The sequence below is a fragment of the Mycobacterium sp. BMJ-28 genome (assembly GCF_054404835.1).
In genome coordinates, this window is record NZ_CM136783.1 from 267,416 (window position 1) to 291,054 (window position 23,639).

General features: G+C 65.3%; 23 protein-coding genes. 9 read left to right on the plus strand and 14 right to left on the minus strand.

Annotated features, from left to right (window positions below):
• Nucleotides 1–96 precede the first annotated feature (96 nt).
• Entirely contained in the window at nucleotides 97–519 is a 423-nt protein-coding gene (locus ACXPWS_RS01320; protein ID WP_458710711.1) for an MmpS family transport accessory protein, read from the plus strand.
• The gene (locus tag ACXPWS_RS01325; RefSeq protein WP_458710712.1) at nucleotides 516–3,416 is read left to right on the plus strand and encodes an MMPL/RND family transporter; all 2,901 of its coding nucleotides are present in this window, start codon (nucleotides 516–518) and stop codon (nucleotides 3,414–3,416) included. The genes ACXPWS_RS01320 and ACXPWS_RS01325 overlap by 4 nt, the downstream gene beginning before the upstream one ends.
• Before the next feature lie 12 nt (nucleotides 3,417–3,428).
• Here the strand turns inward: ACXPWS_RS01325 and ACXPWS_RS01330 are convergent, their stop codons facing one another.
• Nucleotides 3,429–4,601, minus strand: coding sequence for an aromatic ring-hydroxylating oxygenase subunit alpha (locus ACXPWS_RS01330; RefSeq protein ID WP_458710713.1), 1,173 nt, complete (start codon nucleotides 4,599–4,601; stop codon nucleotides 3,429–3,431).
• A 110-nt stretch (nucleotides 4,602–4,711) separates the two neighbouring features.
• On the opposite strand from ACXPWS_RS01330, the gene ACXPWS_RS01335 reads away from it, so the two are divergent.
• Complete coding sequence (locus tag ACXPWS_RS01335) at nucleotides 4,712–5,326, plus strand: TetR/AcrR family transcriptional regulator (protein WP_458710714.1); 615 nt, start codon at nucleotides 4,712–4,714, stop codon at nucleotides 5,324–5,326.
• A 115-nt stretch (nucleotides 5,327–5,441) separates the two neighbouring features.
• Here ACXPWS_RS01335 and ACXPWS_RS01340 read toward each other — a convergent pair whose 3' ends face one another.
• The 5 genes from ACXPWS_RS01340 to ACXPWS_RS01360 are packed head-to-tail and all read right to left on the minus strand — an operon-like array spanning nucleotide 5,442 to nucleotide 10,510.
• Nucleotides 5,442–6,686 (minus strand): NADH:flavin oxidoreductase/NADH oxidase family protein, encoded by a 1,245-nt coding sequence (locus ACXPWS_RS01340; RefSeq protein WP_458710715.1) that lies wholly within the window; start codon nucleotides 6,684–6,686, stop codon nucleotides 5,442–5,444.
• On the minus strand, nucleotides 6,683–8,149 hold the full coding sequence (locus ACXPWS_RS01345; protein WP_458710716.1) for a class I adenylate-forming enzyme family protein: 1,467 nt from the start codon (nucleotides 8,147–8,149) through the stop codon (nucleotides 6,683–6,685). Before ACXPWS_RS01345 ends, ACXPWS_RS01340 begins: the two co-directional genes overlap by 4 nt.
• Nucleotides 8,150–8,160: 11 nt before the next feature.
• On the minus strand, nucleotides 8,161–8,622 hold the full coding sequence (locus tag ACXPWS_RS01350; RefSeq protein ID WP_458710717.1) for a carboxymuconolactone decarboxylase family protein: 462 nt from the start codon (nucleotides 8,620–8,622) through the stop codon (nucleotides 8,161–8,163).
• Nucleotides 8,619–9,536, minus strand: a complete 918-nt coding sequence (locus tag ACXPWS_RS01355) for an alpha/beta hydrolase (protein ID WP_458710718.1) — start codon at nucleotides 9,534–9,536, stop codon at nucleotides 8,619–8,621. The genes ACXPWS_RS01350 and ACXPWS_RS01355 overlap by 4 nt, the downstream gene beginning before the upstream one ends.
• Nucleotides 9,533–10,510, minus strand: coding sequence for an enoyl-CoA hydratase/isomerase family protein (locus tag ACXPWS_RS01360; RefSeq protein ID WP_458710719.1), 978 nt, complete (start codon nucleotides 10,508–10,510; stop codon nucleotides 9,533–9,535). The genes ACXPWS_RS01355 and ACXPWS_RS01360 overlap by 4 nt, the downstream gene beginning before the upstream one ends.
• Before the next feature lie 85 nt (nucleotides 10,511–10,595).
• Here ACXPWS_RS01360 and ACXPWS_RS01365 point away from each other — a divergent pair, with 85 nt between their 5' ends.
• On the plus strand, nucleotides 10,596–11,336 hold the full coding sequence (locus ACXPWS_RS01365) for a TetR/AcrR family transcriptional regulator (RefSeq protein WP_458710720.1): 741 nt from the start codon (nucleotides 10,596–10,598) through the stop codon (nucleotides 11,334–11,336).
• Nucleotides 11,337–11,340: 4 nt separating this feature from the next.
• On the opposite strand, the gene ACXPWS_RS01370 is transcribed toward ACXPWS_RS01365, so the two are convergent.
• From ACXPWS_RS01370 to ACXPWS_RS01400, 7 genes are all read right to left on the minus strand, one after another.
• The gene (locus tag ACXPWS_RS01370; protein ID WP_458710721.1) at nucleotides 11,341–12,051 is read right to left on the minus strand and encodes a TetR/AcrR family transcriptional regulator; all 711 of its coding nucleotides are present in this window, start codon (nucleotides 12,049–12,051) and stop codon (nucleotides 11,341–11,343) included.
• A gap of 229 nt (nucleotides 12,052–12,280) precedes the next feature.
• Nucleotides 12,281–12,403 carry a hypothetical protein gene (locus ACXPWS_RS01375; RefSeq protein ID WP_458713790.1) on the minus strand — a complete coding sequence of 41 codons (123 nt, stop codon included), beginning with the start codon at nucleotides 12,401–12,403 and terminating at the stop codon, nucleotides 12,281–12,283.
• A 29-nt stretch (nucleotides 12,404–12,432) separates the two neighbouring features.
• Nucleotides 12,433–13,281 carry an alpha/beta fold hydrolase gene (locus tag ACXPWS_RS01380; protein WP_458710722.1) on the minus strand — a complete coding sequence of 283 codons (849 nt, stop codon included), beginning with the start codon at nucleotides 13,279–13,281 and terminating at the stop codon, nucleotides 12,433–12,435.
• Nucleotides 13,278–14,276 (minus strand): NADP-dependent oxidoreductase, encoded by a 999-nt coding sequence (locus ACXPWS_RS01385; protein ID WP_458710723.1) that lies wholly within the window; start codon nucleotides 14,274–14,276, stop codon nucleotides 13,278–13,280. The genes ACXPWS_RS01380 and ACXPWS_RS01385 overlap by 4 nt, the downstream gene beginning before the upstream one ends.
• Nucleotides 14,277–14,445: 169 nt before the next feature.
• A complete protein-coding gene (locus ACXPWS_RS01390; RefSeq protein ID WP_458710724.1) occupies nucleotides 14,446–15,360 on the minus strand; it encodes an SDR family oxidoreductase in 915 nt (304 codons plus the stop codon).
• Between the two features lie 74 nt (nucleotides 15,361–15,434).
• Complete coding sequence (locus tag ACXPWS_RS01395; protein ID WP_458710725.1) at nucleotides 15,435–16,580, minus strand: zinc-binding dehydrogenase; 1,146 nt, start codon at nucleotides 16,578–16,580, stop codon at nucleotides 15,435–15,437.
• Nucleotides 16,581–16,660: 80 nt separating this feature from the next.
• On the minus strand, nucleotides 16,661–18,172 hold the full coding sequence (locus ACXPWS_RS01400; RefSeq protein ID WP_458710726.1) for an amidase: 1,512 nt from the start codon (nucleotides 18,170–18,172) through the stop codon (nucleotides 16,661–16,663).
• Nucleotides 18,173–18,273: 101 nt separating this feature from the next.
• On the opposite strand from ACXPWS_RS01400, the gene ACXPWS_RS01405 reads away from it, so the two are divergent.
• Nucleotides 18,274–18,855 (plus strand): TetR/AcrR family transcriptional regulator, encoded by a 582-nt coding sequence (locus tag ACXPWS_RS01405; protein WP_458710727.1) that lies wholly within the window; start codon nucleotides 18,274–18,276, stop codon nucleotides 18,853–18,855.
• 11 nt (nucleotides 18,856–18,866) lie between these two features.
• On the opposite strand, the gene ACXPWS_RS01410 is transcribed toward ACXPWS_RS01405, so the two are convergent.
• Nucleotides 18,867–19,457 carry a TetR/AcrR family transcriptional regulator gene (locus tag ACXPWS_RS01410; protein ID WP_458710728.1) on the minus strand — a complete coding sequence of 197 codons (591 nt, stop codon included), beginning with the start codon at nucleotides 19,455–19,457 and terminating at the stop codon, nucleotides 18,867–18,869.
• 418 nt (nucleotides 19,458–19,875) lie between these two features.
• Between ACXPWS_RS01410 and ACXPWS_RS01415 the strand changes: the two genes are divergently transcribed.
• The 4 genes from ACXPWS_RS01415 (at nucleotide 19,876) to ACXPWS_RS01430 (ending at nucleotide 23,638) form a co-directional block, all read left to right on the plus strand.
• Nucleotides 19,876–20,787 carry an alpha/beta fold hydrolase gene (locus ACXPWS_RS01415; protein WP_458710729.1) on the plus strand — a complete coding sequence of 304 codons (912 nt, stop codon included), beginning with the start codon at nucleotides 19,876–19,878 and terminating at the stop codon, nucleotides 20,785–20,787.
• The gene (locus tag ACXPWS_RS01420) at nucleotides 20,784–21,479 is read left to right on the plus strand and encodes an SDR family oxidoreductase (protein ID WP_458710730.1); all 696 of its coding nucleotides are present in this window, start codon (nucleotides 20,784–20,786) and stop codon (nucleotides 21,477–21,479) included. The genes ACXPWS_RS01415 and ACXPWS_RS01420 overlap by 4 nt, the downstream gene beginning before the upstream one ends.
• Nucleotides 21,480–21,498: 19 nt before the next feature.
• Nucleotides 21,499–22,500 carry an NADP-dependent oxidoreductase gene (locus tag ACXPWS_RS01425; protein ID WP_458710731.1) on the plus strand — a complete coding sequence of 334 codons (1,002 nt, stop codon included), beginning with the start codon at nucleotides 21,499–21,501 and terminating at the stop codon, nucleotides 22,498–22,500.
• Nucleotides 22,501–22,582: 82 nt separating this feature from the next.
• Nucleotides 22,583–23,638 carry an ATP-dependent DNA ligase gene (locus ACXPWS_RS01430; protein WP_458713785.1) on the plus strand — a complete coding sequence of 352 codons (1,056 nt, stop codon included), beginning with the start codon at nucleotides 22,583–22,585 and terminating at the stop codon, nucleotides 23,636–23,638.
• Nucleotide 23,639 lies beyond the last annotated feature (1 nt).

The window sequence follows — 23,639 nt, forward strand, 5'->3', positions numbered from 1 at the left end:
GTGGATTGACTCTATCCACTTATCCACTTAGATTGCCTTCCTAGGTCACTCGCCGTTGCCTGACCTGCGGCTGTCTCATCCTGGAAAGGCTCGACCTTGATTGCGGTACTGAAACGCGTCTGGCTGCCCGTCCTCATGGTGGTGGCCCTGGCGATCGGCGTCGTGACCGTTGCGCATCTGAGGTCGGTGTTCGGTTCGGACGGCGCCGTCGTGACGCCCGTCGGCAACGACACCGCCCAGAAATTCAACCCGAAGGTCGTGGTTTACGAGGTGTTCGGCTCCGGGTCCACCGCGACCGTGAACTACATGGACCTCAACGGTTTGCCGCAGCACGCGGAGGCCAGCCTGCCGTGGACGCTGCGCCTGGAGACGACGATCCCGTCCGTGCAGCCCAACATCGTGGTTCAGGGCAACGGAGATTCCATCGGCTGCCGCGTCACCGTCGACGACGTGATCAAAGACGAAAGGACGGTGCAAGGCGTGAATGCCGCGACGTACTGCCTGGTGAAGGCGGCATGACCACCTTCACCGACGAAACCGCGACCGACGCCATCCCGCCCGCGCGGCACGCCGCCCGGCCGTGGCTGCCGCGATTCCTGCGCACCTTCTCCATCCCGATCGTGCTGGGATGGATCGTCGTCGTCGCGCTGCTGAATACCGTTGTGCCGCAGCTCGAAGAGGTCGGCAAGCTGCGTGCGGTGTCGATGAGCCCCAACGACGCGCCCGCGCTGATCGCGACCAAGCACGTCGGAAAGGTCTTCGGCGAGTACGACACCAGCAGTTCGGTGATGATCGTCCTGGAAGGCCAGGACAAACTGGGCGCCGACGCGCACGCCTACTACGACGACATGGTCCGCACCCTGCGCGCGGACCCCAAGCACATCCAGCACGTGCAGGACTTCTGGGGCGACACCCTGACCGCCGCCGGCGCCCAGAGCATCGACGGTAAAGCCGCCTACGTACAGGTGTACATCGCCGGCGACCAGGGTGAAACGCTGGCCAACGAGTCGGTGGAGGCCGTTCGCGATATCGTCAAGAACGCCAAGGCCCCCAACGGAGTCAAGGCGTATGTGACGGGTCCGGCGGCGACGACCACCGACCAGAACGCCGTCGGCGATGCCAGTATGCAGATGATCGAGGGGCTCACCTTCATCGTCATCACGGTGATGCTGCTGATCGTCTACCGGTCCATCGTGACCGTGCTGATCACGCTGTTCATGGTGGTGATCGGATTGTCCTCGGCCCGCGGCATCATCGCGTTCCTGGGCTACCACAACGTCTTCGGGCTCACCACGTTCGCGACCAACATGGTGGTGACGCTGGCCATCGCCGCGGCCACCGACTATGCGATCTTCCTGATCGGCCGATATCAGGAAGCGCGACGGTCGGGCGAGGACAAGGAATCGGCCTACTACACCATGTTTCACGGCACGGCCCACGTCGTGCTGGCGTCGGGCCTGACCATCGCCGGCGCGACGTTGTGCCTGCACTTCACCCGGTTGCCGTACTTCCAGACGATGGGTATCCCGTTGTCGGTCGGCATGACCATCGTGGTGGCAGCGGCATTGACCATGGGTCCCGCGTTCATCTCGATCGTCACGAGATTCGGGAAGGTGCTGGACCCCAAGCGGATGGACCGTGCCCGCGGGTGGCGCCGAATCGGTGCCACGATCGTCCGCTGGCCGGGTGCGGTGCTGGTGGTGGCCGTCGTCGCAGCCCTCGTCGGCCTGCTGACGCTGCCGGGTTACCACACCACCTACAACGACCGGATCTTCCTGCCGGCCGACGTGCCGGCCAACGTCGGTATGGCCGCCGCCGACCGGCACTTCTCCGACGCCAAGATGAATCCCGAACTGGTGATGGTGGAGTCCGATCACGATCTGCGCAATCCCGCCGACTTCCTGATCATCGACAAGATCGCCAAAGCGATGGTGCGCGTGCACGGCATCGCCCAGGTGCAGACCATCACCCGGCCCGACGGCAAGCCGATCGAGCATGCGTCGCTGGCCTACTCGATGAGCCAGAGCGGTACCGGCACCCTGATGAACAACGATATGCAGCAGACCGTGCTGGACAATACGTTGAAGCAGGCCAACGAGATGCAGACGACCATCGACTCGCAGCAGAAGCTCTACGACATCACGCTGCAGCTGGCCGACGTCACGCGCAAGATGGCCGACAAAATGGGCAACACGTCGGTGGACATCAACGATGTGCGCGACCACCTCGCCGACTTCGACGATTTCTTCCGTCCGATCCGCAATTACCTCTACTGGGAACCGCACTGCTACGACATCCCGATGTGCTGGTCGGTCCGGTCCATCTTCGACGCCCTGGACGGCATCAACAAGATGTCCGACGACTTCCAGGACATCGTGCCGGATCTGAACCGGATGGCCGAACTGACGCCGCAGATGGCGGCCGTGATGCCGGCGATGATCCAGACGATGAAGAACCAGAAGCAGTACCTGCTCAACCAGTACCAGGCGCAGAAGGCGCAGCAGGACCAGAACATCGCCAACCAGAACAACCAGACGGCGATGGGCCAGGCGTTCGACGCCTCGCGCAACGACGAGAACTTCTACCTGCCGCCGGAGGCGTTCCAGACCGCGGACTTCAAGCGGGGTATCAAGCTGTTCCTGTCACCGGACGGACATGCGGTGCGGTTCACGGTGTTTCACCAGGGTGACCCGCTGAGCGAGGAGGGCACCTCCCATATCGAGCCGTTGCGGGTCGCCGCGGCCGATGCCATCAAGGGCACGCCGCTGGAGGGCTCGACGGTGTACGTCGGCGGTACCGCGGCGATGTACAAGGACATGCAGACCGGCGCGGACTACGACCTGCTCATCGCGGCGGTGGCCTCCCTCATCCTGATCTTCCTGATCATGGTGGTGCTGACTCGTGCGGTGGCCGCGGCGACCGTCATCGTCGGCACCGTGGTGCTGAGTCTCGGTGCATCGTTTGGCCTTTCGGTCTTGATCTGGCAGCACCTGGTCGGAATTCCGTTGCACTGGATGGTGCTGCCGATGTCGGTGATCGTGCTGCTGGCAGTCGGTGCGGACTACAACCTGCTGCTGGTGTCCCGGATGAAGGAGGAGATCCACGCCGGTCTGCACACCGGGATCATCCGGGCGATGGCCGGTACCGGTTCGGTCGTCACCGCGGCAGGGTTGGTGTTCGCCTTCACCATGATCTCGATGTCGGTCAGCAACCTGATCGTCATCGGGCAGGTGGGCACCACCATCGGGCTGGGACTGCTGTTCGACACGCTGGTGGTCCGATCGCTGATGACCCCCTCGCTGGCGACCCTGCTCGGGCGCTGGTTCTGGTGGCCGCAGCGGGTGCGCCCGCGTCCGCTGCCGGCACCCTGGCCGAAGCCGCGGGAGACCAGTTCACAGGATACGGTTGTCGGGTAGGAGCATTCGGAGTTACTGCAGCGCCACGCCGAGTTCCTGAGCGAAGACCTTGATCATGTGCTGCACGCCGATCTCGTTGCGGCCGATGATCATATGGTCGTGCTGGCCGTGCCGCACGCCCTCGCCGCACTGCGGCAGCATGGTGAAATCCTCGTCGCGGACGGCCGTGTGGACGCTCTGGAAGATCTCGTCGTAGGCCGCCCGCTGTTCGTCGGTGGTGGCCGGGACGCGCGCCATCCAGCTGTGCCGCACGGTGCAGCGGGTGGGCGCGCCGGCGGGCAGGATATCGATGATCTCCACGCCGACAGGGCTGTTGGCCAGTATCAGGTTCGGGTAGATCCAATAGATCACGCCCATGTTCAGGTGCGGATCCCAGGGGCCGCTGGGATCTTGATCGAGGTTGGTGACCCAATTGAACGGAAAGCCGATCCGGTGGTGCTTGCCGAACTCGTCGTAGACGCAGGTGTTGGCGACCGTGTTCTGGCCGATCACGCTCTGGCCGTGGACGAACGGGAAGTGGTACGCCTCGGCGAACGCCTCCAGTGCGCCCTTCCATGACACGTCGGAATCGAACTGGCGATCGGTGTGGTAGCCGTACGACGCGTAGTTCAGTTGCTCCAGTTCCGGGCCGATACCGCCCAGGTGGGCGTCGAGATCGACTGTGGCGTCCGCGGTCAGGACGGCCCAGATGAATCCGTAGCGCTCTTCGCTGGGTAGTTCGACCAGACCGTAGTCGGCTTTGTCCATCGAGTCGAACCCCGCGCTACCGGGGACCATGAACAGTTCACCGGTGTTGCGGTAACTCCAGGCGTGATACGGACAGACGAACTTCGAGGCGTTACCCGATCCGCAGGCCGGCATCGCGCCGCGGTGCCGGCAGTAGTTCAAGAACACGTGGCCGGCGCCGGTGCGGTCCCGGGTGACGAGCAGTGAATCGCCCAACACGGACCGGACCATGAAGTCGTTCGCGTTGGGCAGCTGTGCCGAGGGCACGATCGCCAACGGAACGCGGCGCAGAATCTGAGATTCCTCGATCTCGGTGATCTTGGGATCCCGGTAGTAGTGCAACGGGACCCGCAGCTCGCGGGCGGCCATATCGGTGGTCTTCTCGATGGCGTGGCGCAGGGCGCGACGGGTCAGCACCTCGTCGTGTCCGTCCACCGGTGCTTGAGCCGTCGACTGCATGCGCTTCTCCTTTTGGTCACCGATTACGCGTCAGGTCAGACAATACAACAGGGCCAATATGTATAGTCAAGACTTCGCGTGAGTGCCCGAGGGATGCGACGATGCCAGGCATGCGCAGACATGGATGGTCCGGCGACATTCCCGCCGATGACGAGGAAGCGATCACCCGCATCGTGACGGCCTCGCGCAAGGCGATCGATGAGCGCGGAACCCTGAGCATGTCCGAGGTCGCCCAGTCGCTGGGCATCACCCGCGCCACCTTGTATCGGTATTTTCCCAACCACGAAGCGTTGCTTCGCGCGACGGCCGTCTCCGCGGTCGGGCGTTTCCTGGATCACCTGGCCGAGCACCTCGACGCAATCACCACACCGACCGAGGCGGTCATAGAGGGCATTGCCTACACCCTCGAACAGCTTCCGCACGACAAATATCTGGGAATGGTGATGCAGCCAGGAAAGGCGAGCGCCTTCGCCGCAGGCGTCACCTCCGATATCGCGATATCCTTCGGCCGGTCGATACTTGGCAGATTCAATATCGACTGGGCCACAGCCGGATTCGACGACGCCGGATTCGACGAGCTCGTGGAATTCATGCTGCGCACGCTGCAGTCGCTGATCCTGGATCCCGGCGGGCCGCACCGCCAAGGTGACGAACTCCGTGCCTACCTACGGCGCTGGATCGCACCCGCCGTGGATGCTCACGCGGGCGCCCGGTTCTCCAGATGAGCGAGGGCTCGACGCACGGCTGCGTCGTCGCTACGCCTTGCGCGGCAGCTGGGTCGATATCGGCCAGAACCATGCGCACTCCGCGACCTTGCCCGCCAGGGCATAGCCTTTAGGGTCAGAGGCCACGTTTGCGCCCGACCGACACGGTCCCGTTGCGGCGCAGCATGGCGATGGCGGTCGCAATCCGTCCCCGACTGAGATCGGGTGTCAGGCCGTCCCCAACACGGTGCAATTGGTCTGTGTGCCAGGACAGTTCGAGAATGCCGTCGAGTGATTTGAGGTCGGTGAACCGGCCCAGTACCCGGCGCATCCCGGCACGCACATGATGTGAGGGCAGCGATTCAGCACGCCCGGCCAGGATGACGGCCGCGGCATCGGGTGTGGTGGCAGTGGGCCTGCCCAAGCCGATGACGTCGCACTCACCGCTGTGCACCGCGTCATGCATGGCGGCACGGGATCGGAACCCGCCGGTGACCGCGAGCGGGATGTCACCGGCGAGGCTGCGCACGGTGCGGGCGTACTCCAAGAAGTAGGCCTCGCGTGCGCGGGTGCTGTCGGCGGCCTTGCCCATCATGGCGGGTTGTTCGTAGCTGCCGCCGCTGACCTCGATCAGGTCGACGCCTTCCACCGCCAGTGCGGCGACGACCGCGCTGGATTCCTCCTCGGTGAACCCACCACGCTGGAAGTCGGCCGAATTGAGCTTGATGCCCACCGCAAAGCTCGGTGAGACGCGGGCGCGGATGCGGCGCACGACTTCGAGCACGAAGCGCATCCGCCGCTGCGGGTCGCCACCCCACTCATCGTCGCGCTGGTTGGACAGCGGTGACAGAAATTGTGCGACCAGGTATCCGTGTGCGCCGTGGATCTGCACGCCGTCGAAACCCGCTGTCTCACAGACCACCGCGGCGGTGGCGAAACGCTCGATGATGCCTTCGATCTCTGCAGATGTCAGCTGGCGAGGGGTGGCCGCACCGGGAAAGTTCAGCGCAACCGGGCTCGGTGCCACTGGCGTGTGCCCTATGTCGAGGGGATTTGACTGCCGCCCCGGGTGATTGAGCTGAACCCAGATCGGAACACCGGCGTCCTTGGTGGCCTTGGCCCAGCGGGAAAGGGCGTCCAGGTTGCGCTCGTCCTCGATCACGACATTGCCGGGCTCACCGAGTTGCGTGCGGTCCACCATCACGTTGCCGGTGACGATCAGACCGTAACCACCGTGGCTCCAGCTGGTGTAGAGCCGCTCGAGGCGATGATCGGGTGAGTTCTGCCTGTCGGCCAGGCCTTCGCTCAACGCGGCCTTCATGATCCTGTTGGGCAGTACCTGCCCGCACGGCAAAGTCAGGGGGTCCTGCAGGGAAGTCATGACGATGTTCCTCTCGGGTGGGTTGCGCGCAGCGGAGCCTTGTCGGTCTTGCCGACAGCGTTCTTGGGGATGGTGTCCATCACGGTGATCGACGTCGGGCGTTTGTAGCCGGCCAGCTTGCGTGCGCACAGTGCTTGCAGCGCTAGGGGATCGATGGTGCACCCATCTCGGGGTGCCACGTAGGCGGCGACGGTTTCGCCCCACTTGTCGTCGGGCACGCCGATCACGGCGGCTTCCAACACGGCGGAATCCTCGGTGAGAACGTCCTCGATCTCCTTGGGATAGATGTTCTCCCCGCCGCGGATGATCATGTCCTTGGATCGCCCTACCAGCGACAGGTAGCCATCGGTGTCGAGGTGGCCGACATCGCCGGTGTGCAGCCAGCCGTCGACGACCACGCGCGCGGTCTCGTCGGGGCGTCCCAAGTATCCGCGCATGACGTTGGGGCCGGCGATGGTGACCTGACCGTCAACACCGGTTGGTACCGCCGTTCCGGCCTCGTCGATGATGCGGATCTGCTGGCCAGGAAACGCGACCCCCACCGTTCCGGCTCGGCGTTCACCGTCGACCGGGTTGATGGTGGAGGCGCACGTTCCCTCCGAGAGCCCGTATCCCTCGACGAGGGGAAATCCGTAGCGAGCCTCGAAGCGGCGCAACAATTCCGCGGAGGCAGGAGCTGCCCCACAAATGCCAAACCGCAGCGACGACATGTCGGGGCGAACGTCGTCGGGCAACGCAGCCAGCAGGGTGTAGATCGTGGGCACCGCCGAGAAGAACGTCGGGCGATGGTGTTCGACGGTGCCGAAGAACGTGCGCGGATCGAACCGCTCGGCGATCACGACACTCGCGCCGGCCAGCAGCGGCGTCAGCACACTGACCACGATGCCGTTGACGTGGAACAGCGGCAGAATCAACAGAGACCGGTCCGCCGGCCCGATGCCGAGCGCTTGGCGTCCCATTTCCGCCATCGCATCGAGGTTGGCGTGGTCGAGCATCACGCCCTTCGGCACGCCGGTGGTGCCGCTGGTGAAGATCAGCAGCGCCAGCGTCGACGGATCGACGTGCGGTGGTAAATCCGCCCCGAAATCCTGTTGGCGCAGATCGTTCACGGCCAAGGTATGCACGATGCCCGGGTGGGACGTGCCGTCCTCGGCGACCAGCAGCCGCGCGCTGGAGGCCTCGAGCTGCCGAACGACCTCGTCCTCAGTCAGGCTTGGGTTGACCGGCGTCACCGTCGCACCCAACCGCCACGACGCGAACATCACGACCACGAACTCGACCCGGTTGCGCAGCCTGACCGCGACCACGTCGCCGGTACCGATGCCAAGGTTGTGCAGCTGACCGGCCAATGCCCGCACCCGTTGCAACAAGTCGGTATTGGTCAACGACACCGTCTCGTCGGACACGGCGGGCCCATCGGGATTCGCACCGGCGCGAAGATCCGGCAATGAAGCAAATATCATGGGGTGCAGTCCTATTCGGGAGCGGGTATGGCGAACATGGTGAGCGTCGCGCACACCCAGTGATAGATGCCGATGAGGAAGGCGATATCGATCAAGCCCTTTGCGCCGAACGCCGCTTCGGCTGACCTGTACAGCGACTCGTCGACTCGGTGACTAGTTGATAGCTGCTGGGTGAGCCTTAGAGCGATCGTCTCGTCGTAGCTGAGATCGCCCGGTAGTTCACCGGTTGCCACCGCCCGGGCGGCGTCGTCTGAGAGGCCGGCCTTGCGGGCTACGGCCAAGTGGGCATACAGCTCATAGTCGGCCTGCCAGACGGCACCCACCGCGACGATGACGACTTCACGGACCCGGGCGCTCAGCGAAGTGTGCATCTGCTCGGCGAACTGCAAGTCCAGAAACGGGGCGGCGATGGCGGGGTTGAGATCCGCGCGATCGGCCAGCGGCAAGCGCCCGCCCAAGGTTTCGGGCGTCACGCAACCGCTCCCGCCGGCTGCAGTTGGCGGGTGAGGAACTCAACCTGGTCGCGCACCAACGCCTCGAAGGGCTCGCCGAGGTAGAAGTCGAAATGGCCGGCGTCGTAGCGTTTGATCTCGCCCCGGGGTGCGGTGCGCGCGTAGCGCAACGTCTGGGCGGGTGGCGTGACGCTGTCGGTATTGCTGACACAGAACAGGATTGGGAACTTGACCTTCTTTGCCGCCCGCCCGGGCCGGTACGTCGTCCCCGTGGGAGCGAATCGCGCCGCGACCTCGTTCCGGAACGTCGTGTCAGGCGGCAGCAGCGCCTCGTAGCCGGGAAGGGCATCCGGGGCGTTCATCAGGGCCACAGAGCCCGGAGGCCCGGCGAGTGGAATCATCGCCGGAGGCCTGCGAAGGACCATGGCAGCGAAGTCCCTCGCGACGACGGGCAGTGTCTTCAGCGATCCAGCGGGGCCAAGCGCGAGCGCGGAGGCAAGACCGTCGGTGAATGGGCACTGGGCCACAGCCGCTTTCAGCTCGGGATGACGTGAGGCCACGGTGATGGCATGGCCTCCGCCGAAAGAGCTGCCCCAGACGGCAATTCGGGTGCCGTCGACGTCGTGGCGATTCTTCACACAGGCGATGGCGGCGTCCCAGTCGGCGAGCTGACGCTTGATCGACAGGAGCTGGCGCGGCTGGCCGCCGCTGTCGCCGAAGTGGCGGTACGTGAAGGCCAAGGCCGCGATGCCAGCCTGCGCGAACCGCTCGGCGAAGGCGTCCAGGCGCATTTCCCGGGTGGCACCGAGGCCGTGCCCGAGGACCACCACGGGCGGCGACGTGACACCGGTGGGCAGGTAGAGCCAGGCGGCACAGCGGTCTTCGCCCGAACTGAATGAGACGTCGAAGCGGGTGAACGGTAGCGCAGTGCTCACTTCTTCACCGCCCCGTTGGTGTTGCCGACCCTGGGCACCCGGCCCGCTTCGAGCGCTTGCGCATAGGTGTCCGGGCGGTAGAGGGGAAGCTCGCCCGTGGCGTCCGTATCCGAAAGGTACTGGCGCATCAGCTCTTGACCGGCCTTCGACTGATCCGTTGGGAAGAACTCGGTCCGCTCGACGTGCAACCCTTCCGCCAGCGACATCGAGCCGCCGAAGTACACCGCCCTCTTGATGCCTTCGATCGATCCCTTGGTCCGCTTGCCGAAGTATTCGGCCAGTTCGGTGGCACGCGCGACCACCTCGTCGGGCGCCACGACGTCGTCGACCGCGCCATTGGCCAGAGCCTGCGCCGGCGTGAACGGCTTGCCCTCGAGGATCGCGACCAATGACTTGTGGGTGCCGATCAGGCGGGTGAGCCGTTGAGAGCCGCCGCCGCCCGGCATGATCCCGAGCAGGACTTCCGGCTGGCCGATGAAGAAGTCCCCGTCGGCCATGACTCGCAGATCGCATGCCCAGGCGAATTCCGCTCCCAGGCCCAGTGCTGAACCGTTCAGTGCCGCAACGAAGATGACGCCGCTGGCGTTCATCTTCATGAACGTCTCGTGCAAGCGGTCGAGCTGGCCGGCGCCGCTCAGCGGAGTTCTGTCCACTACCGGCCCTGGGATACCGGCGCGGTCAATGCCCCTGGCCACCCGTAGGGCGGCCGAGGCGCCGCGTCGGCCGAGCTTCGGCTTCACGGCCCCTCCTTCTTGCAGCCACCGCACGTCGGCATGGCTGACGAACCGGCCGGGGCGCGCGCCGGTGAACACGACGGCATGGACGCTAGGGTCGCGGCTGACGCGGTCCACCAGTGCGTCGAGCTCGTCGGCGATTTCGACGCCGAACAGGCTGTGGGGGCCACCGTCGACACGCACGATCAGGGTGGTTCCGCGGTCCTCGATGTCGAGGTGGTTGTCGCCTTGGTGTGTCATGGCTACTGCCTTCGTGGGACTTCGGTAGGAGTGGGACTGTGCTATAACGAAGTTATGCAATTACTATAACCAAGTTATCTCGCTTGTGGCAAGGGTCACGAAGGACGGAGTCACCGAGAACATGGCCTCGGACATGTCGAGGCACTCGACACTCGACGGCGTACCGGACCGGCTCGTTCGGGCCGCGATCGGCCTGTTGGCGGAGCTGGGTCCGTCGGCGATCAAGGCGCGTACGGTGGCGTCGGCCGCCGGACTCTCGACGATGGCCGTTTATCACCACTTCGGTGGGATCCCCGAGCTCACGCGCGCCGTCATCGACCGCGGATTCAAGCAGTTGGACTCGGCGTTTTCCGAGTTGCCCCCGACGGATGATCCGGTCGCGGATCTGGCCCTCCAGGCCCTCGTGTGCCTTCGGATCGCCCGCGAGAACCCCCACCTCTATGACCTGATGTTCGGATTGTCGACGCGTGCCACGTACCGACCCCTGAGCGATCCCGACGTTCGCCTGAGTGGAGGTACACCGGCCTTCCGCTGCGTCTTCGCTCGTGTCGCTCTACCGTGCGCACGGCTGGTGAGCTCCGGCAGGGTCAGGCCGCAGGATCCCGACGTGGTGGCCGCCCAGTTGTGGAGTTTCGTGCACGGCTTCGTCACCCTCGAACTGGGTGATCACTTCGTGCAGTTCCCCGACACGGCCAGACAGGTGCTGCTGCCGCTGGGTGTGAATCTTTCGGTCGGACTGGGCGATACGCGGGAGCGCGCCGAGGCGTCCCACGAAACCGCTGCGCGCCTCTACGAGGCAATGACGGCAGGCGGCGCGGTGGCGTGAATGCTCACGCGGAATCCTTGATCGCCTGGTGCGTCGCAGCGATCGCCGCGGCATGGGAGGCGTTGGCGGCCTCCGGGTCGCCGCCGAGTCCGACGAATATGTTGACCATCATCGGTTGCAGGACTTGCCGGACGGGGTCCGAGAACTGGACGAAGTGAGCACCCAGTTCGAGGGTGACGAATCCGTGGACGGCACTCCAGAGTTGGGGGGCGATGGTTTCGGGATCTTCATCGCTGCGGACGCGACCGCTGCTCACGAGCCGGATGCATGCCTGGACCAGGCTCGCATAGACCGTCTGGAATTCCTCTGATCGTCCGCTTGCGACGGGGCGTGCGGTCTGTTGCGGTCGATAACTGCCTCGCGTCGAGAGGCCGAACATCAGGTCGTAGAGGTGGGGATTGTCCTGTGCGAACCTGCGATGCGCCAACGCCATTGCGAACAGCACGGTGACCGGATCGTCGCCGGCGGGAGCGGTGACGAGGGCCCGACTCAGATCCTGAAATCCTTTGTCGACGACGGCTTGGAGGAGTTCGGGCAGCCCGCCGAGGTGGTAATACACCGCCATCGTCGACACCTGTGCGGCCTCGGCAACCGACCGTGCCTTGACCTCCGACGGGCCCTTCTCGGCGAGCAACGCCGTCGCCGCCTCGACCAATCGCTCCACGATCTGCTCCGGCGCCAGCCGGGGTGCAGTCTGCTTGCGGGGTTTCGGCATGCCGCCGTGCACCTCCCATCAAGACCGCCCGAGAACTCGTAAAACGAGGTTACAAGCACCGTCACGGCTCCGCCCCAGCGGCACTCCGCGACGGCCGGATCGGAATCGGGGGTTGTCATCTGTGATCCAGCGCACTATCGGTTATAACGAAGTTTATTACGAAGTTCTCCAGAAACGGTGACCCGCTTCTAGCAGAGGTAAGGAGGGCAGCGCCCATGTCCAACGAACGTCACGCGTGGCGGCACATCCAGACCGAGGAGTTGATCCGCTCGGCCAACAGAGTCAACCCGGCGCAGTCCTGCATCACGACCTTGCGGCCGCGCAGGTCGAGGCCGTGAATGGCGCGCGCCATCGAACTCGTTCGCGCCGTTGAGTGAGTCGCTACCCGAGGAACTCCAGCACCTGTGGGACGAACTTCGCGTGCCACTGAAAGACGCCGCCGTGCCCGGAATCCGGGTAGATCCGCAGCGAGGCGTTCGGCAGACGGTGGGCAAGGTCGAACGAGGCCCTCGTCGGGAGCATCCGGTCGTCTTCACCGTTGGCGACGAGCACGGGATGCGCGATCGAGCCCAGATCCATGGGAGCTTGAGCGCCCCAGCGGTGAATCGCGAGGAACTGCGCGGCAACTCCGCGAGGTGTCGTGTGTTTGACGCGGTCGTGGGAGCGTTCCGTGAGCCGGTCCATGTAGGCCGTTGCCGCCGCCCTGCCGTCGGCCGTCCTGGTGAAGAAGAGGTACGGCTTCGGGTCGTTGCGGGTGAGCAACCCGTGCATCATGTCGGCCAGAAGTCTCCTCGAAAGCTTGCCGACGCCGTCGCCGCCGGCCGGTCCCGTGCCGGCAAGGATGATTCTGCGGACCATCGCGGGCTGCTTCGTCACGACCTCCTGCGCGATGAATCCGCCAAGGGAGAAGCCCACCAGGTCGACCTGCTCGATGCCGAGTGCGCGGATGAAGGCGATCGCGTCGTCGGCCATATCCGAAACCGTTGTGGGCGTGCGGCCTTCGGTGCCGCCGACACCACGGTTGTCGAACGTGATCACGCGCCGTTCTGATGCGATCCCGTCGATGACGCGAGGGTCCCAATCATCGATGACGGCCGTGAAGTGATGTAGAAAGACCACGGGTATCCCGGTGCTCGGCCCGAACTCGCGGTAGGCGAACCGTGTGCCGTCGACGTCGACACCCTTGGTGGGCGACGTATTCGCACTTCTGAATTCGGTGTGCTGGCTCATAGCGCGACGACGACCTTTCCGGCCTTGACCTTGCCGCTCTCGACATAGGCGAGCGCCTCGAGGGTCTGGTCGAACGGAAACGTTCTGTCCAGGACCGGGCGCAGTTGGCCCGCGTCGTAGAGGGCGGCGAGCCTGCGGAGCTGCGGACCACTGGCCTTCATGAAGAAGAACGAGTAACGCACCCCGTACTTCTTCGCGGCCTTGCGGACCTTGCGACTCAGGAACGACAGCACGAATTCGAAGGGCTTGGGTGCACGGAGCTGTTTGGCGAATCCAGCATCCGGCGGGCCGGCGACACCGATTGCCAGGCCGCCGGGCTTGAGGACCGTCAGCGATTTCATCAGGTTCTCGCCGCCCAGCGAGTCCAGTACGACGTCGTAACCCGAGAGGACCTGCGAGAAGTCCTGCTTCTTGTAGTCGATCACGACGTCCGCCCCGAGGTCGCGGACCAGCGCCTCGGTCTCGGCGGACGCCGTGGTCGCCACATGCGCGCCGAGGTACTTGGCGAGTTGAATCACGGTGGACCCCAGCCCTCCCGCGCCCGCATGCACGAGGACCTTCTGCCCTGGCTTGACCTGAGCCTTCTCGACCAGGATCTGCCAGGCGGCCAAGGCGACCAGGGGGACGGCGGCCGCCTCGTGCAGCGTGAGCGAGGCCGGCTTGATCGCCACGTCGTTCTGATCGATCGCGATGTACTCGGCGAAGGTGCCGATCCGCAGATCGCGGGGGCGCGCATACACCTCGTCGCCGACCTTGAAGTCGCGGACCGTCGCACCGACCTGGGTCACCACGCCGGCGACGTCGTGACCAATCACGAAGGGCGGCTTGTACTTCAGCAATTGTTTGAACTCACCGTTGCGGACCATCTTGTCCAGCGGGTTGATGCTGGCTGCGCTCACCCGGACGAGGACGTCGTTGCCGCCCACCTTCGGTTCGGGAACGTCGGCGGCGCGGATGCTGTCGTTGCCGTACTGCGTGACGACGAATGCCTTCATGTCCGTTCACTTTCATCTTCAGATGTATCGGAGGGACGGGCGGTGGCTCGGCGTTGAGCGCCTGCCAGGCCCCTGCCTCGATCGCCATAACTTCGTTATAGGCAACTGTAACTTCGTTATGACTATTCCGCAATGGACCGCGGGGTTCGCCGAAGAGCTGCGCAAAGCGCTATCGAACAGCGGGTTCGATAGCGCCCGAGCTCACGGCCGAGGGGCTTTGCGAACCGGGCACGACTTGGTCATGCCGTCCCAAAGCCGCGACCTCGCGTTCGAGGGTCGGGGTCACCTGGGCCGCGAAGCGCCTCATCCACGGCCATGCGGCCGGCGAGTTCAGCGCCGCCTTCGCCCAGTTGGCCACCACGACGGCGCGTGGCACGTACACGCGGCTGCGCCTGCGCACCAGGCCGTTGACGATCGCCTCGGCTGCCCGGTCCACGCTCGTGGTCACATTGCCTGGATACGGCAGCCGTGCCCGCAGGCCCTGGAATGAGGGAAGGTCCGCCTCTGCGCCGCGGACGAGATCGGTGTCGATCCACGAAGGGTGGACGAGCCCGACCGTGATGCCGAGGTGCGCCACTTCCTGGCGGTAGGCCAGGGCCAGCATTTCGACTCCGGCCTTGCTGGCGGCGTACGAGGCCAGCCCGGCGATCGGCGTGAAGGAGATCGCCGACGCAATGACCATTGCGTGGCCCCGGCTGCGCTCCAGGTGAGGTGTCGCGTACTTGAGTGTGCGGAAGACGCCGTTCAGGTTGATGTCAAGGACTCGCTCGAACGACGCCTCGTCGGCATGCCGCACGGTTCCGTACGCGGCGACGCCGGCGTTGGCGACGACGAAGTCGATGCCGCCCATGACGTTTGCGCAGTCGTCGATCGCCACTCGCAACGCGGTGCCGTCGCGCACGTCGGCCTCTCGCCAGGAGGCGCCTGCACCCAATTCTTCGGCGAGCGCGCGCAACCGATCGGGCTCGAGTCCAATGAGGGCCACCCGGGCACCTTGCGCGGCGGCAAGGCGCGCCACCTTCTCCCCGATGCCGCGTGCAGCTCCGGTGATGACCAGCTTTCGACCCGATAAGTTACGACGCATGAGACGAATATAACTTCGTTATAGACGGAGTACAATAGGCCACATGAAGTTCAGCGTGGAATCGACCCACCACCTCAGCCTGCGTTCGGCACCACGAGGAACTTCTCCCCCGTCGCCTGCTTGACGTAGGACTTGAACGCGTCGGGGCGGAGCATGCCGGCCAACGACACCTCGCGACTGTAGGAGCTCGCGAACGTCGTGGTGAGTTCTGCGGCTACCCGAGAGCGCAGGCGGACCAATGTCTCCAGACCGGCGCTCGCGAGGAAGGACGAGACCAGCCACCCGCCGACCCCCCACGCCAACCCGAAGCCGTTGCCGAGGGTGACCGGGCGGGGATCGAGCGCACCGTAGATGTAGACCTGCTTGTGGACGGACGAGCCGTACGGCGAGTATTCCTGTTCCGTCGTCGCCTGGGCCGCCCGCTCCATGGCGCTGAGGATTTGGTTCGCGAGTGGCCCACCGCCTGTGGCGTCGAACGCCAGCGTGGCTGACGTCGTCTTGAGTGCCTCGGTGAGATCGGTCGCGAACGACGATGACCCCGAGTTGCAAACGTGCACCGCTCCAAGCGACCTCAGGAGTTCCTCCTGTTCCGGCTTGCGGACGATGTTGACGAGCGGCACACCATCCGCGAGACAGAGTTTCACCAGCATCTGGCCGAGATTCGACGCGGCCGCGGTGTGCACCAGGCCCGAATGTCCCTCGCGCCGCATGGTTTCCACCATGCCAAGAGCCGTCATCGGATTCACGAACGACGATGCTCCATCCTTGGCCGAGGCACCGTCGGGCAAGACCAGACACGAGGCAGCGTCCACCAGTCGGTACTGGGTGTACATGCCGCCGCCGACGACGCCAACGGTCTTGCCGATCAGGGCCTGTGCCACGGGCGACGAGCCGGCGGCCACGACCGTGCCCGCACCTTCATTGCCGACGGGCAGCGATACGTCGATTCGCGAAGCGAACCCGCGCAGGGTGCCCTCGATCAGCGGTGCGGTAACGACCGGGCGCTCGGGCGTCCCCGCGACCGTTGCGGAGTCCATGTCCGCGGTGGCGATGAGCACACCCAGGTCGGAGGGATTGATCGGTGACGCCTCGATTCGAACCAGTACCTCATTGGCGGCCGGCGTCGGGACCGGGACGTCGCGCAGTGAGAGTTCGAGTTGTCCCTGAGATGTCACCTGCGACCGCAGTTCCAGTGCGCTATCGGGAATTTCGACGACCATGGTGATTTCCTCATTCGTGTTGTGGGTGACCGGAAAGCGCTGCCGCGGGTTCGGTGTGGGTTAGGACTGTGGCGTCAACCTCAGATGCTCGCGACGTGCGCGCGGTATCGCGGCGGCACGCGGAAACCGCCAAGAACTTCGGTGAGCAGCGCAGCGAACTCCACGGTGGTGCGATCTCCCCCGGCAGGACCCATGGCCTGGATGCCGATCGGCAGGCCGGCCGCGTTGGCGGTGATGGGCATCGTGGTCGCCGGCGCGCCGGCGATGTTGGCCAGGGCGCTCCACTTGGTTTGGTCCCAATAGGAGCGGGTGGCGCCGTCGACGTCGATGGTGCGGCCGAACCGGTCATGGTCCTTGTCATGGTGGCCCGGTGCGGCCGTGGGTGCCACGGGCAGCAGCAGCACGTCGAACTCCGTGAAGAATCCGGCCCAGCGGTGTGCGATCTCGCGGCGCGCCGCGTCGCGGAACAACCATGCCCGGTGGCTTTGGATCGTCCCGCGCAATGCAGCAGCGGCGTCACCTCGCGGGTTCATCAGTGAGCGCGCGGCCAAGGCACCGGCGAACCGCGGGCTCATCGTGGAACGGTCCACCGAGAATGCGGCCATCACCAAACTCAGGAACAGTTCGTGTGAGGCTGTCAGATCGATGGGCAGGCTTGCAGGTTGCTCCACCACCCGTGCGCCGGCGCCGCGCAAGGCGGTGACGGCGTCGCCGATGGCTCGGTGGGTGTCTTCGTCGACCGGGCAGGCAGGGTCGTTCGCCCAAATCGCGACACGAAAGTCCTTGAGCTTCAACGCGCGGGGCGGGGCCAGGGTGTAGGAGAATCCGCCGTCGGGATTCAGTGGGCCGACCGTGGCTTCCAAGGCGGGGATGATGTCGCGGGCACCACGGGTCTGGACGCCGGCGCAGGCCATATCGGGTTCACCCCACCGCCCGGGGTCGCCGGGACCACCGGGGATGTGGCCGGCCAGCGGAACCGACTGCCAGGTCGACTTGTGTCCATAGAGGCCGCAGAAGTGCGACGGAATGCGGGTAGATCCACCGATTTCGGACCCGTAGTCGAAGCTCGTCAGGCCGGCCGCGGTAGCCGCGGCACCGCCACCGGCCGAACCGCCGGAGGTACGTGAGCGATCCCACGGGTTGTTGGTCCGGCCGAACACGGGATTGCTGGCTTGTACGTCGGCATTGCCGGTCGGCATGTTGGTCTTACCGAGGATGATGGCCCCCGCCCGGCGCAAGCGGGCGACGGCCTCGGCGTCCTGTGTGGGTACATAGTCGGCCAGGTCGGGCCGACCGCAGACAGTGCGCATGCCCGCCGTCTCATAGCTGTCCTTGACGGTGATCGGCAGCCCGTGCAGCGGCCCCAGCGCGTCCCCGCGCGACCGGGCCGCATCTGCTTCAGTGGCCGCCCGCCGTGCTGAGTCGGGGTCGACGGTGACGATCGCGTTGAGCGGCGTGTTGTGCTCGTCGATGCGGGACAGGTAGAGATCGACCAGTTCCGCGCTGGAGATCTCCTTGGCCTCCAGTGCGGCCAGCTGGTCGGTGGACGGCAACCAAGCGAGATCATCGGGGGTTGAGGAGGGCATGGCCATCCCTTTCTCCTGGGCAGTAGCCAAACACCGGTAGGCGAGTACACCGGTTGGTATACTTGGCTATCCCGCACCGTAGTAGACCGAATGGTATAGTGCAAGGCATGCGTGTACGGGATCGACTCACCTCAGCGACGGCCACGTTGATGCAACGGCACGGAGTGGCCGGCACCGGCATTGCCGAGATCCTGGCGACCAGCGGCGTGACGCGGCGGTCGATCTATCTCAACTTTCCCGGCGGCAAGGCCGAACTCGTTGCCGCGGCGACACGTTCGGCCGGGGACGAGATGACGGCGCTGATGCGGGAGTACGTCGCGCAACCGGATCCGGTCGATGCGTTCACGCGCATGTGGAGCGAGGTACTCGTCGGCACGAACTTCGAAGGCGGTTGCCCGATCGTGGCGGCGGCTTCCGGTCGAGATGAGTCCCCCGAGGCCGCCAGCGCCGCTGCGGAGGTCTTCGCGCAGTGGGCTCAGCTATTGGCCGAACGGCTGACCGATGACGGCGTGAAACCCGCTGTGGCCCAGTCCTTGTCTACGACGATTGTCGCCTCGATCGAAGGCGCGGTCATTCTCTCCCGGGCCGCCCGCTCGACCAAACCCCTGGAGCTCGTCTCCCGTCATCTGGAGGAACTCATCGCCCAGCATCGCCCTACGCAACCGCGAGGCCGGCGCAGGTCCCGGTGAGCACCGGCGCGCTATGCGCCCGCCTGGTCGAGCAGCGTCTGGACGGCCTTGCGTGCGTGCGTCCACGGCGCCGGGTCGTCGAGAGAGGTGGACAGTGCGGCCGCACCCTCGTAGAGGACGCCGAGCTGGTTGCCCAGCAGCGTGGGGTTGGCGGCACCGGCTTGACGAGCCAGCTTGATCAGGCCCTTGATGTAGTTGCGCTTGTGTTCCTGCACGATCTGGTGAACTTCGGGCATGGCGTCAGCGGCCTCGACGGCAGCGTTGTGGAACGGGCAGCCGCGCATCTGCCCACCCGGTGACGGAGTGGTGAACAGGGCGAGGATCCGCTCGCGGGGTGTGTGGTCGGCGGCGTCCGGTCCCGGCCGGATAGGGTCACCCACGGCCTGCTGGATGTAGCGCAGGTATTCCTCCACGACGGCGGCCTTGCTCGAAAAATGTTGGTAGAGCGTTCGCTTGGAGACAGCAGCCTCGCCGGCGAGGCGCTCGACGCCCGTGGCATTGATGCCCTCGCGGTAGAACAGGTTGATCGCCGTGTCCACGATGCGCTGCCGCGCGCCGCGCCCACCGCGTCCTTTGGAAGTGGCGTCCTGCTGAGTGGTCATTGGTTGAGTATACCGATGGGTTTACATCTCGCGGGTAGGCGAGTAACGTCGCCACTCAACAAGTAAACCGAGCGGTATACCAGGGGTGGTCGTGGCCCCACAACGTGGTGACAGTCGGCGACGGTTGCAACGGGCGCTGGCGGTATTGGCGGCAGAGCGGGCAACCACATCCCATCACGGTGAGGGCAATAGCCCTGGAATCCGCAATACCGTCAGCCGGGTACAGAAGGCCATCGTCGCCGTCTCTCCGACTGCGGTCCACGACGCCATCCTGGCGGCCGCCACCACGGCGAATTGATTCGTCCGGGCGGGTGAGCGACGCCATAGTATCGGTACACCGATCGGTATACGTGCGGGGTGAATGAATGCTAGTGTCGCCGGTAGAAGTACACCAAACGGTTTACCAAAGGAAAAGATTATGACAGAGAAGCGAAATGCCCGGCACGGCTCGCCAAGTCGGTTACCGGAAGCGCGCACCCGTTGGGGCGGCACCTCGTATCAGAACGCCCCGACGAAATCGGTGTCCGTCGGCGGCACCGCATTCGTCTACCGGGAGCTCGGCATCGACTCCGGTGTACCGGTGATCTTCCTGAACCACCTGGCCGCCAACCTCGACAACTGGGACCCCCGAGTGGTCGACGGCATCGCCGCCAAGCACCGGGTGATCACCTTCGACAACCGCGGGCTGGGCGCCTCCGAGGGCAAGACACCCGACACCGTCGAAGCGATGGCGCAGGATGCCGTGGCGTTCATCCGCGCCCTGGGGTTCGAGCAGGTCGACCTGCTGGGATTCTCGCTGGGGGGCATGGTTTCTCAGGTGATCGCCCAGCAGCACCCGGCGCTGGTGCGCAAGCTCATCCTCGCCGGGACCGGTCCCGCCGGAGGTGAGGGCATCGTGAACGTCACCAAGCTGAGCTACCTCGACACCCTGCACGCCTACGCCACCTTCAAAGACCCCAAGGAACTCCTGTTCTTCACCCGTTCGGCTCACGGCAAATCCGAGGCCAAGGCATTCGTCAAGCGCCTCAAGGAACGCACCATCGACCGGGACAAGGCCACCTCCCTCCGCGCCTTCCGCACCCAGCTCACGGCGATCCACGCCTGGGGGCTCGAACGGCCGGCCGACCTGTCCACCATCGAACAACCGGTGTTGGTGGCCAACGGCGACGACGACCGCATGGTGCCGACCAGCAACTCCTACGATTTGGCGCGACGGCTGCCGAACGCGACTCTGCGCATCTACCCCGACGCCGGGCATGGCGGCATCTTCCAAGCCCATCAGCGATTCGTTCCCGAGGCGCTCGCGTTCCTGGCGGCGGTGCAGTCATGACATCGCTTGCCGGGCAGACAGTGCTGGTCACCGGAGCCAACCGTGGCATGGGTCGCGAATACGTCCGGCAGCTTCTCGGCCGCGGCGTGACGAAAATCTATGCCGCGGCGCGTGATCCACGGTTGGTCGACATCGTGGACCCACGTGTCGTGCCGCTGTGGCTCGACGTCACCGACCCGGTATCGGTGACCGAAGCGGCCCAGGCCGCCCGCGACGTCAGTGTGCTCATCAACAACGCGGGAATCGTCCGCGGAGCCTCCGTCCTGGCCCCCGACACCACGAAACTGCGCGAGGAGATGGAGACGAACCTGTTCGGTCCGCTGGCCTTGGCGGCCGCGTTGGTCGACGGGATCGTCGAGCGGTCCGGTGCGATCGTGAACGTCTCCTCGGTGCTCGCGTGGGTACCCGTCGGCGCCAGCTACGGGGTCACGAAAGCCGCACTGTGGAACGCCACCGACTCGATGCGCACCGAGCTTGCATCGCGTGGCGTGCAGGTGGTGGGCGTGTACGTCGGCCTGGTCGACACCGACATGGCGTCCTTTGCGGACAGCCCCAAGTCCGACCCGGCGGACGTGGTTCGCCAGGTGCTCGACGGTATCGAGTCCGGCGCTGACGAGGTACTGGCCGACGAGATGACCCGCGAGGCTCGTGCCCGCATGAACAAGTCGATTCACGAACGCTTCGGCGCGTGACCAAGACGGGAGCATGATCATGAAGGCATTCGTCATCGATCGCTACAGGAGCAAGGACGGCGGTCACTTCGTCGACATGCCGCAGCCGGTGGTCGGGGACAACGACGTCCTCGTTCAAGTGCATGCGGCCGGCGTGAATCTCCTCGACGTGAAGATCGCGTCGGGAGAGTTGAAACTCGTGCTGCCGTACCGCTTCCCGCTCATTCTCGGCAACGACGTTGCCGGAGTGGTGGTCCAGGTCGGGCCCCGGGTTCGGGGCTTCAAACCGGGCGACGAGGTCTATGCGAAACCGGACAAGGATCGGATCGGCACCTTCGCGGAGTTCATCGCCATGAACGAACGCGACGTGGCGATCAAGCCGGCCGAACTCAGCATGGAAGAAGCGGCGGCCGTTCCCCTGGTAGGCCTGACCGCGTGGCAGGCGCTCGTCGAGATGGCGGATCTGAAGCCCGGGCAGAAGGTCTTCATCCAGGCGGGCACGGGCGGAGTCGGCACGTTCGCGATCCAGCTGGCGAAACATCTGGGTGCGACGGTGGCTACGACAGCGAGCTCCGCCAATTTCGAGTTGGTGAAAGCCCTCGGTGCGGACGTCATGATCGACTACAAGAAGGAAGACTTCGAGACCCTGCTGCACGGCTATGACGTCGTGCTGCACAGTCAAGACTCCAAGACTCTGGACAAATCGCTACGCGTGCTCAAGCCAGGCGGGAGGCTCATCTCCATCTCCGCGCCGCCTGACCCAACCTTCGCGGACGAGATCGGCTTGCCTTGGTACGTCAAGCAGAGCATCCGCGTCTTGAGCTTCGGCGCGAGGCGAAAGGCCAAGCGGCTCAAGGTAGGTTATCGGTTCCTCTTCATGAGGGCGAACGGCGCTCAGCTGAGCGAGATCACATCCCTCATCGATCAAGGCGTGATTCGTCCAGTCATGGATAGGATCTTCCCCTTCGACGAGACCAAGGACGCAGTGGATTTCGTCGAGAAGGGCCGCGCCAAAGGCAAGGTCGTCGTCAAGGTGAGGTAGGAACTCCGCAGGCAAGGCACGGCGGCCGTCGAAATATCCGACCGCGCGATGACATTGCCCGGCGCCGCTGGTCTACGTGAGTATGGAAGGTATGGACCTGCCCGTCTCGCCGCCGGTGGACCCGATGCTCGCCAAGGCCGCCGCGAAGGTGCCCGACGAGGCCGGTGTGTGGTCCTACGAACCGAAATGGGACGGCTTTCGGGCCCTGGCCTTCCGGGACGGGGACGAGGTGGTCCTGCAATCGCGCAGTGGCAAGGAACTCGGCCGGTACTTCCCCGAACTGCTCGACGCGCTGCGCGACGAATTGGCCGACCGCTGCGTGCTGGACGGGGAAGTGGTGGTGCCCCGAACGACCGAGGGCCGCATCCGGCTGGACTGGGAATCGCTGAGCCAGCGCATCCACCCGGCGGCCAGCCGGATCAAGATGCTGGCCGAGCAGACGCCGGCACATTTCATCGGTTTCGATGCACTGGCCGTCGGTGACCGATCCCTGCTCGCCGAGCCGTTCCGGACCCGGCGCGAGGCGCTGATCGCGGCTGTCACCCAGAAGAACTGGTGCCATGTCACCCGGACCACCGAAGATTCCGTCGTCGGCACCCAGTGGCTGGACACCTTCGAGGGTGCCGGACTGGACGGGGTGATCGCCAAACGCCTGGACGGGCCCTACCTGCCGGGTAAACGCGAGATGGTGAAGGTCAAGCACCATCGTGACGCCGACTGCGTGGCGATCGGCTACCGCGTCCACAAGAGTGGCGAGGGCGTCGGCTCCATCCTGCTGGGGCTGTACCGCGACGACGGTGAACTGCAGATGGTGGGCGGCGCCGCCTCCTTCACCGCCAAGGACCGGCTCACGCTGCTGGCCGACCTGGAACCGCTGCGCGAGGGCGACGAGGTCCGGGACGGCGACCCGAGTCGCTGGAACTCGGCGGCGGACAAACGCTGGATCCCGGTGCGCCCGGAGCGGGTGTGCGAGGTGGCCTATGACCAGATGGAGGGCAGCACCACCCACGGGCAGCGGTTCAGGCACGCCGTGAAATTCCTGCGCTGGCGGCCCGACCGGGATCCGGCCAGTTGCAGCTTCGATCAGCTCGACGTGCCCGTGCACTACGACCTGTATGACGTTCTGGAGGAGAAATAGC

What these genes read in the sequence shown, in the direction of transcription:
- ACXPWS_RS01395 (WP_458710725.1), bottom strand. Translation starts at nt 16,580, where the DNA reads ATGGTCGTCGAAATTCCCGATAGCGCACTGGAACTGCGGTCGCAGGTG.
- ACXPWS_RS01360 (WP_458710719.1), bottom strand. Translation starts at nt 10,510, where the DNA reads ATGACACACCAAGGCGACAACCACCTCGACATCGAGGACCGCGGAACC.
- ACXPWS_RS01385 (WP_458710723.1), bottom strand. Translation starts at nt 14,276, where the DNA reads ATGAAGGCATTCGTCGTCACGCAGTACGGCAACGACAGCATCCGCGCC.
- ACXPWS_RS01425 (WP_458710731.1), top strand. Translation starts at nt 21,499, where the DNA reads ATGAAGGCATTCGTCATCGATCGCTACAGGAGCAAGGACGGCGGTCAC.
- ACXPWS_RS01390 (WP_458710724.1), bottom strand. Translation starts at nt 15,360, where the DNA reads ATGCGTCGTAACTTATCGGGTCGAAAGCTGGTCATCACCGGAGCTGCA.
- ACXPWS_RS01380 (WP_458710722.1), bottom strand. Translation starts at nt 13,281, where the DNA reads ATGAGCCAGCACACCGAATTCAGAAGTGCGAATACGTCGCCCACCAAG.
- ACXPWS_RS01400 (WP_458710726.1), bottom strand. Translation starts at nt 18,172, where the DNA reads ATGGCCATGCCCTCCTCAACCCCCGATGATCTCGCTTGGTTGCCGTCC.
- ACXPWS_RS01325 (WP_458710712.1), top strand. Translation starts at nt 516, where the DNA reads ATGACCACCTTCACCGACGAAACCGCGACCGACGCCATCCCGCCCGCG.
- ACXPWS_RS01345 (WP_458710716.1), bottom strand. Translation starts at nt 8,149, where the DNA reads ATGATATTTGCTTCATTGCCGGATCTTCGCGCCGGTGCGAATCCCGAT.
- ACXPWS_RS01340 (WP_458710715.1), bottom strand. Translation starts at nt 6,686, where the DNA reads ATGACTTCCCTGCAGGACCCCCTGACTTTGCCGTGCGGGCAGGTACTG.
- ACXPWS_RS01415 (WP_458710729.1), top strand. Translation starts at nt 19,876, where the DNA reads ATGACAGAGAAGCGAAATGCCCGGCACGGCTCGCCAAGTCGGTTACCG.
- ACXPWS_RS01375 (WP_458713790.1), bottom strand. Translation starts at nt 12,403, where the DNA reads ATGGCGCGCGCCATTCACGGCCTCGACCTGCGCGGCCGCAAGGTCGTG.
- ACXPWS_RS01410 (WP_458710728.1), bottom strand. Translation starts at nt 19,457, where the DNA reads ATGACCACTCAGCAGGACGCCACTTCCAAAGGACGCGGTGGGCGCGGC.
- ACXPWS_RS01405 (WP_458710727.1), top strand. Translation starts at nt 18,274, where the DNA reads ATGCGTGTACGGGATCGACTCACCTCAGCGACGGCCACGTTGATGCAA.
- ACXPWS_RS01335 (WP_458710714.1), top strand. Translation starts at nt 4,712, where the DNA reads ATGCGCAGACATGGATGGTCCGGCGACATTCCCGCCGATGACGAGGAA.
- ACXPWS_RS01420 (WP_458710730.1), top strand. Translation starts at nt 20,784, where the DNA reads ATGACATCGCTTGCCGGGCAGACAGTGCTGGTCACCGGAGCCAACCGT.
- ACXPWS_RS01330 (WP_458710713.1), bottom strand. Translation starts at nt 4,601, where the DNA reads ATGCAGTCGACGGCTCAAGCACCGGTGGACGGACACGACGAGGTGCTG.
- ACXPWS_RS01430 (WP_458713785.1), top strand. Translation starts at nt 22,583, where the DNA reads ATGGAAGGTATGGACCTGCCCGTCTCGCCGCCGGTGGACCCGATGCTC.
- ACXPWS_RS01370 (WP_458710721.1), bottom strand. Translation starts at nt 12,051, where the DNA reads ATGCCGAAACCCCGCAAGCAGACTGCACCCCGGCTGGCGCCGGAGCAG.